Origin of the sequence: Leptotrichia sp. OH3620_COT-345, assembly GCF_003932895.1 — a bacterium.
GTDB lineage: Bacteria > Fusobacteriota > Fusobacteriia > Fusobacteriales > Leptotrichiaceae > Pseudoleptotrichia.
Genome location: NZ_RQYW01000003.1, coordinates 223,049 through 230,009, shown reverse-complemented (window position 1 = coordinate 230,009; position 6,961 = coordinate 223,049). Strand labels below are relative to the sequence as shown.

10 protein-coding genes and 1 pseudogene are annotated in these 6,961 nt (G+C 26.6%); 10 read left to right on the top strand and 1 reads right to left on the bottom strand.

Annotated elements, in window-relative coordinates; genetic code table 11:
* Together EII29_RS03355 and EII29_RS12015 are read left to right on the top strand one after the other, a co-directional pair.
* On the top strand, window positions 1-213 hold a 213-nt coding region (locus tag EII29_RS03355; protein ID WP_125236127.1), incomplete at its 5' end, for an ABC transporter ATP-binding protein.
* On the top strand, window positions 213-692 hold the full coding sequence (locus EII29_RS12015; RefSeq protein WP_158612457.1) for a hypothetical protein: 480 nt from the start codon (window positions 213-215) through the stop codon (window positions 690-692). The genes EII29_RS03355 and EII29_RS12015, both read left to right, overlap by 1 nt.
* 278 nt (window positions 693-970) lie before the next feature.
* Here EII29_RS12015 and EII29_RS03350 read toward each other — a convergent pair whose 3' ends face one another.
* Window positions 971-2,143, bottom strand: coding sequence for a M20 family metallopeptidase (locus EII29_RS03350; RefSeq protein ID WP_125236126.1), 1,173 nt, complete (start codon window positions 2,141-2,143; stop codon window positions 971-973).
* 644 nt (window positions 2,144-2,787) lie between these two features.
* On the opposite strand from EII29_RS03350, the gene EII29_RS12010 reads away from it, so the two are divergent.
* From EII29_RS12010 to EII29_RS03325, 8 genes and pseudogenes are all read left to right on the top strand, one after another.
* Window positions 2,788-2,934, top strand: coding sequence for a hypothetical protein (locus EII29_RS12010; RefSeq protein WP_158612456.1), 147 nt, complete (start codon window positions 2,788-2,790; stop codon window positions 2,932-2,934).
* 68 nt (window positions 2,935-3,002) lie between these two features.
* Entirely contained in the window at window positions 3,003-3,266 is a 264-nt protein-coding gene (locus tag EII29_RS12775; protein WP_233573245.1) for a hypothetical protein, read from the top strand.
* 26 nt (window positions 3,267-3,292) lie between these two features.
* Window positions 3,293-3,454, top strand: coding sequence for a hypothetical protein (locus EII29_RS12770; protein ID WP_233573244.1), 162 nt, complete (start codon window positions 3,293-3,295; stop codon window positions 3,452-3,454).
* Window positions 3,455-4,053: 599 nt separating this feature from the next.
* On the top strand, window positions 4,054-4,320 hold the full coding sequence (locus EII29_RS12765) for an adenosylcobinamide-GDP ribazoletransferase (protein ID WP_233573243.1): 267 nt from the start codon (window positions 4,054-4,056) through the stop codon (window positions 4,318-4,320).
* A 96-nt stretch (window positions 4,321-4,416) separates the two neighbouring features.
* On the top strand, window positions 4,417-4,647 hold the full coding sequence (locus EII29_RS12760; RefSeq protein WP_233573242.1) for an adenosylcobinamide-GDP ribazoletransferase: 231 nt from the start codon (window positions 4,417-4,419) through the stop codon (window positions 4,645-4,647).
* Entirely contained in the window at window positions 4,644-5,258 is a 615-nt protein-coding gene (locus EII29_RS03335) for a histidine phosphatase family protein (protein WP_125236125.1), read from the top strand. The genes EII29_RS12760 and EII29_RS03335 overlap by 4 nt, the downstream gene beginning before the upstream one ends.
* A gap of 46 nt (window positions 5,259-5,304) precedes the next feature.
* Window positions 5,305-6,333 carry a tRNA 2-selenouridine(34) synthase MnmH gene (mnmH, locus tag EII29_RS03330; RefSeq protein WP_125236124.1) on the top strand — a complete coding sequence of 343 codons (1,029 nt, stop codon included), beginning with the start codon at window positions 5,305-5,307 and terminating at the stop codon, window positions 6,331-6,333.
* Between the two features lie 79 nt (window positions 6,334-6,412).
* Window positions 6,413-6,883 (top strand): annotated as a pseudogene (locus tag EII29_RS03325) (bifunctional precorrin-2 dehydrogenase/sirohydrochlorin ferrochelatase).
* Window positions 6,884-6,961: the final 78 nt, after the last annotated feature.

Genomic DNA, 6,961 nt, shown 5'->3' with positions numbered 1-6,961 from the left:
TTGGATAATAGTGAATTTCTATTGAATGCGAAAGATGAATATAATAGAAATGAGCTGTTAAAGGATTATAATAGTGGGAAATATCGAGACAAAGGATTGGTAAATAATCCAAAAGTTAATATAGGAATATCTCCATATGAAAGAAAAGAAAATACAGGAGTATTGGATATAAACAGCTATTTAAGAAATTTAAGAATGGGAGTTGAAAGATAATGAAAAAGATAGTAATGATGATAATTTTAGGAATAATGTTAAATTCTTGTGGAACATTAGGATTAGCAAGATACGGAATAGAAGAAACTATTAGTTCAATGGAAACCCAAAAATTAAATAACCAAGCTAAAAGTAAAACTGGTTCAGCTGCAATACTAAATGAAAAATATAGAAAAGAAGTAGAAGAAGCAATAAAAGATGTATCAAAGAGAGCAATAAATAAGCAAATACAGTTTGGAGAAATAACTTTAATAATATCTGAAAATACAACATTAAATTCTAAACAGGGAAATATAGTAGATTTAAAGACAGGATTTGGTCTTCCTATATATTTTATTAAAGAGAGTTATTGTTCAAATTTAACATTTACTAAAAAAATAAATGGAAATCATTATAAAATAAATTATTATGGAAATTTAATAAATGAATTAGCTCAAAAAATAATAAAAGCTAATGGATTTACAAAGACTTGTAATTAAAATTATAGTAAAAGACTCCATATTCAAATTGAAAAAATATCTGTTTATTTTAGTATTTTTAATAGTTATAAGGAATTAAAAAACTTCGGTATTCAAAATTTTTCGAAGAAATATGAAATTATGTTTGAAAAAATAACATTATATATTTATATCCCGTGAAGCAGTCTAATATTTTTCTATTTTATGAGACAACTCATAATAAAAAATAATTATAAGGAATTTTACAAAGCTTTTAAAAAATGAGGGCATTATACCCTCATAATATGTTATATAAAAATTTATTTTAAAAACTCTTTTGCATATTCTGCCATAAGAACTATACCTTTATCCATATAGTTTTCATCTATGGCAAATTTTGGAGTGTGATGAGCCCATACTTTTCCGTCAATTTCAAGAGGATTGTGTATAAAAAAGAAAGTTCCCGGTACTTTCTGAAGATACCATGCAAAATCTTCTCCACCCATTATAGGAGATTTCATTTCTTCTACATTTCCGGGGTATAGTCTTTCTGCAAGATCCATTAGCTTAGTTGTAACTTTTTCATCGTTTATCAATGGGGGAGGCTGATAGAAAAATTCATATTCTGTTTCACATCTAAATGCTGATGCAATATTTGAAGCAATTTCTTCAATTCTTTTTTTAACGTAGTGCCTTGTATCATTGTTGACTGCTCTGACAGTTCCTTCGAGCTCGACAACTTCAGGAATAATGTTAAATGCACTTCCTCCTTTTATAACACCTATTGTGACTACAGCAGGCTCAACAGGATTGATTTCTCTACCTAATATTTCCTGAACACCCACAACAATGTGACTTGCAGTAACTATAGGATCCTTTGATAAATGAGGATAAGCTCCGTGTGCTCCTTGTCCTTTAACTCTAAGTATGAATTTATCCATACATGCCATCATAGGACCTTTTGTAAATATGAGGTTACCTTTTTTTCCTTCAGGGTAAATATTCCCTACATGAAGTCCTATAATTTCATCTACATCGTCAATTACGCCCTTTTCAATTATACCTTTGGCTCCCAAACCGATTTCTTCAGCAGGCTGAAATATGAGCTTTACTTTTCCGTTTAGTTCGTTTTCTCTTTCCTTTAGCAGTCTAGCTACACATAAAAGCCCAGCGGTATGTGCATCATGACCACATGCATGCATATTATCATTTTCAGACTTGAATTCAAAATCTGTAGTTTCTTTTATTGGAAGAGCATCCATATCAGCTCTGATAGCTATGCATTTACCTGATTTATTCCTATTAATATAAGCTATAACTGAACATTTACTTCCCATATCCGTTTCATATTCGATGTTCATTTCATCAAGTTTTTCACATACAAACCTCACAGTATTGTTAAGGTCAAAACCGGTTTCAGGATGTCTATGGAGATATCTTCTCCATTCTATGACATCTTTCATCATATTTTTTACTGAATCTTTGATTTCCATTTTTTCTCCTTTTCCACTATCGCATAAAATAATATTTAATTAACAATATATTTATACCTCGATATTTTTTTAAGTCAATAAAGAAAATAAATATTAATTGAGAATATATAAAATTTTTGAAAAAAATTTTAATAAAACAAAGGTTATTATTAAAAAAATAATGTTAGAACTGTTGAAAAAATTAAAAATCATAAAAGAGTACAATTTATAATGCGGTAAAACAGACTTTTTAAATAAAAATAACGGTTTTGAAGTAAAATTATAAAAATAATATAAATATCAGTATAGCAAGATTTGAAGCAAAGGAGCCTAAAAATTATTTAATTTTTTAGTTCCTTTTTTATTTTATAAAATTTCAGATTAATTGAAAAACTTTGATTTGATAATTAGACTGAAATAATAATGATATTAGAAATAATTAACTTTATGATTATAAAGAAAAAGAAAGGTGAATTTGTTTAAAAAAGTCGGAAGATTAATAAAAATATATTTTAGGAGTATAAAACTATGGTAGCATTAATTTATGAAACTAAAATGTTATGAGTTTTCTTTCCTTTATTTGTAAATTCTTAATTATCTATTCTTTTTTAAAAGTAAATATGATAAAATGAAATTAATTAAAAAAATAAAAAAATGAGGTTATAATGGATAAATCTTTTAGATTTTTAAATTCAGACAGATATCAGTATACAGAAAGTGAAGTTTATCTGAAAAATAATATGCATAATCAGGAAGCTGTATTTGATGTATTTTTGCGTATGAATAGAAACAGTTATGTTATTGTATATTGAATTTCGGATACTCTGAACTGATAGAATATTTAATGAGATATCCTGTGAAAAAAAAATATTTGTAAAAAATGTTTGATAATAATGAACTCATAGAGTATATATCAAATATGAAATTTACAGGTTTAATAAAAGGAATAAGAGATGAAAAAACGATTTTTTCCGATGAACCTTTTACAGACAAAGCTCCTTTTATTGCAGGGAAAATATTGGAGATACCTATTTTGAATTTATTAAATTATTGGACACTAACTACAACAATGACAGCAAAAATAGTACAGTCAGCAAGAAGTGAAGAAAGATTTTTTTTGGAACATGGAGAGTGGCAGTTTTAAAATGTCTACGGGGATAACATAAAAAAATGTCAGTTCCCGGAAATAAAAATTTATATAGAATTTATGAAAATCATGATTTTTATGATATTGTAACATTGGAAAATGATAAAACGGAAAAAATAGAAAAAAATTTAGAAAAAGAGAAATTTATATTGGATTTTATAATAAATAAAGAAAAGTATAAGTAAAACTATAAATTATTCGAGTTGAAAAAAGTAAAAAAATATTATGATGAAAATTTGGGAAAATTTAGAAAAATGTTTATGGGAAAAGAAAAGAAAAAAGAATGAAATTTTTTGAAGAACTGGAAAAATTGAAAACGAAACTAATGAAACAGTAAATGATAAAAAACAAACTAACACAATATTTTATAATAAATGTAGAAAAAAATATAATGAAAATAATTTGAGGATTTGTAATTCCGGTTAATTAAATAGAGCTGTTATCTTTTAGATTTGAAAGGATTTATCAAAACAATTGTGTATTATAAATTATTAGTAGATTTAGTTTTAAAGAAATTTTTATTAGTATTAATTTTAATTTATATGCAATATAGATTCTGAACAAAAGTATGTAAATTTATTTAAAAAATAGGGATATTTTCGGAATATGAGATGTATTATAGGTAAATTATAGAGCTATACAAAGTAATTATAGAAAAATAAAGGAATTGAAAAAGGATAGAAGAATTTTTAATTTTAATACAGTTTATGACAAGAATTCCTGTTTTTATAAAAGTGAAATATGACGAAAAAAACCGGGGAAATCAATAAAGTATTTTCTTTTTGTGGGATTTATAATAGGATTTTTTCTTTTAACAATAAATATGTTTATGGGAAAAATAACAGAAAACAGACTTCTTACAGGAATAATGATTATAATAGCAGAGATAATTATAACAGGTCTTATACACATCGACGGTTTAGCAGATATTTTTGACGGTTTGTTTAGTTATGCTTCAAAAGACAGAATACTTGAAATTATGAAAGACTCCAGAATAGGTACAAACGGTGCTGTTGCATTGATACTGTATTTATCCTTCTTTCGGAAGTAAAGTCGGACTATATATTGCTTTATCCTATTATTTCAAGGTTATCCACACTTATAAATGCAGGATTTGAGGGATATGCCGGAAAAGAAGGGATGAGTAATGGGATATATAGAAGGGAACGGTAAAAGTGAAGCTATTTTTTCAATTGTTTTGACGGGATTTCTTTCATTTCTAATATTAAAGATAAAAGGATTGATAGTTTTAGTGATATCAATTTTGTTTATATTATTATTTATGAAAAATGTAAAAAGAAAAATAGGAGGGGTAACAGGTGATGCTATGGGAGCTTCTACAATTTTAGTTTTATTAACAGGAGTGATAATAAGATGAAAATAAGACAGACGGATATCGTATTTATAAGACATGGAGAAACGGATATGAACAAGTCGAAACTGTATTTCGGACATCTTGACCCTGAGTTAAATGAAACAGGAAAAGAACAGCTGAAAAAAACAAAGAAATTACTGAAATATTTTGAAAAAAATATAGATATCGTATTTTCAAGTAATTTGAAAAGATGTGTAGAAAGCATGGAAATACTTAAAATAAATCAAAAAATAAAAAAAATTCTCCTAGAAGAATTTAAAGAGATTAATTTTGGAATATTTGAAGGAAAAACTTACGAAGAAATAGTCAGTGAGTTTCCCGAAGAAGCTGAAAAAATGAATAACAACTGGAGAACGTTTAAAGTTCAAGGTGGTGAAAGTCTTGAAGAAGTAATGAGAAGAGTTGTTACAAAACTCAAAGAACTTATAAATAAATATAAAAATAAAAAGCTTATAATTGTTACTCATGCAGGGGTAATAAAAACTATAGTTAGTTATTATTTATACGGAAATCTTGATGGATATTGGAAAATAAGGATAGATAACGGCTCAATGACAAAAATGTGTGTATTGGAAGACGGATTTGTATATTTTGATTATGTAAACAGAATATAAGAGAGAGAAAATGTTTAAGAAAGGATTTATTTCGGAGGATTGAAAAATGATTATTGCTCAAAGCTATGAAGAACTGCTGAAAAAAAATAGAAAACTTGTATTTATTGATGTAAGAAGTCCTATGGAATATAAAGAAGCTCATATACCCGGAGCAGTAAATATTCCCGTTTTTTCAGATATCGAAAGGAAAGTAATAGGGACATTATATAAAGAGCAGGGGAAAAAAGAAGCGATAAAAGAAGCTTTAAAAGTCGCAGGACCTAAAGTATATGATATATATATGGAAATTGAAAAATACATAAAAAAAAACACTGAAATAGTTGTTTACTGTTCCAGAGGTGGAATGCGTTCTTCAACGATAGTTTCACTTTTCAAAGAATTTTCTTTACCGATCGTAAAATTGTCAAAAGGATATAAAGGGTATAGACAGTATTTAAATGAAAAACTACCTGAAATGATAGGGAAAATCGAATTTATATCATTATATGGGAAAACAGGCTCAGGAAAAACTAAGATATTAAAAATTTTGGAAGAAAAAGGATATGATGTGCTTGATTTGGAAGAATGTGCCAATCATAGAGGTTCTTTATTAGGAGACATAGGATTAGGAGAAAGATATTCACAAAAATTTTTTGAATCTCAGGTTTTAAAAAGGATTTTGTCATTCAGAACGAATACTGTAATAGTTGAAGGAGAAAGCAGGAGAATAGGAAACATAGTTATGCCCATGTATTTATACGACAAAATATTAAACTCAAGAAAAATACTTATAGAAACTCAATTGAAAAAAAGGATCGGAATAATAAAAGAAGAATATTTAAAGGAAAACTATAGTAAGGAAGAGATTATTTCATGTCTTTGGAAACTTGAAAAATATATAGGGGGAAAACAGATAACAGAACATGTTGAAAATGTCAAAAAAGATGAGTTTGATATTGTAATAAGAAATTTGATTGAAAAATATTATGATAAAGTTTATATGACAAAAAATAGAGTTTTTGAAAAAGAGTTTCACAATGAAAATGAAGGAAAGTGTGCTGAGCAGATAATAGAGTATTTGTTTCAGGAAAAATAAATTTCAAAAAAATATGTTCTTACTATAATGTATGTACAATTATAAAAATTGAAACTAAAAAATTAAAGGAGAATTGATAATGTTTTTCCCAATGTTTGTAGATCTTGAAAATAAAGAAATATTAATCATAGGAGGAGGTAAAATCGGAAAAAGAAAGATTGAAATTTTAAAAGAATACTGAGCAAATATTACGGTTTATTCTGAAAAAATTACAGAAGAGGGATTATCGGAAATAAAAGGAATAAAAATAATAAATAAAAATATGACACACAATGGAAATGAAATAAAAAATCTCGTTAAGAATTATTTTCTTGTAGTGACTGCAATAGATGATACGGAATTAAACGATAAAATATCCGGCATATGTATGAAAGAAAACATACTTGTAAACAATGTTTCATCTAAAACAGAAATGAATTCCATGTTTGGGGTAATAGTTAAAAATGATGAATTTCAGATAAGTATATCTTCATACGGGAAAAGCTGTAAAAGGTCCAAGGCTTTAAAGGGAAGAGTGCAGGAAACTATAGACAAAATAGCGAAAAATTAAATAATGAATAAAATTTTTTATACTGTATATTGTTTTTCAAAAAATTAGATATTGTTAGGCATTACCTAAATATAAAAG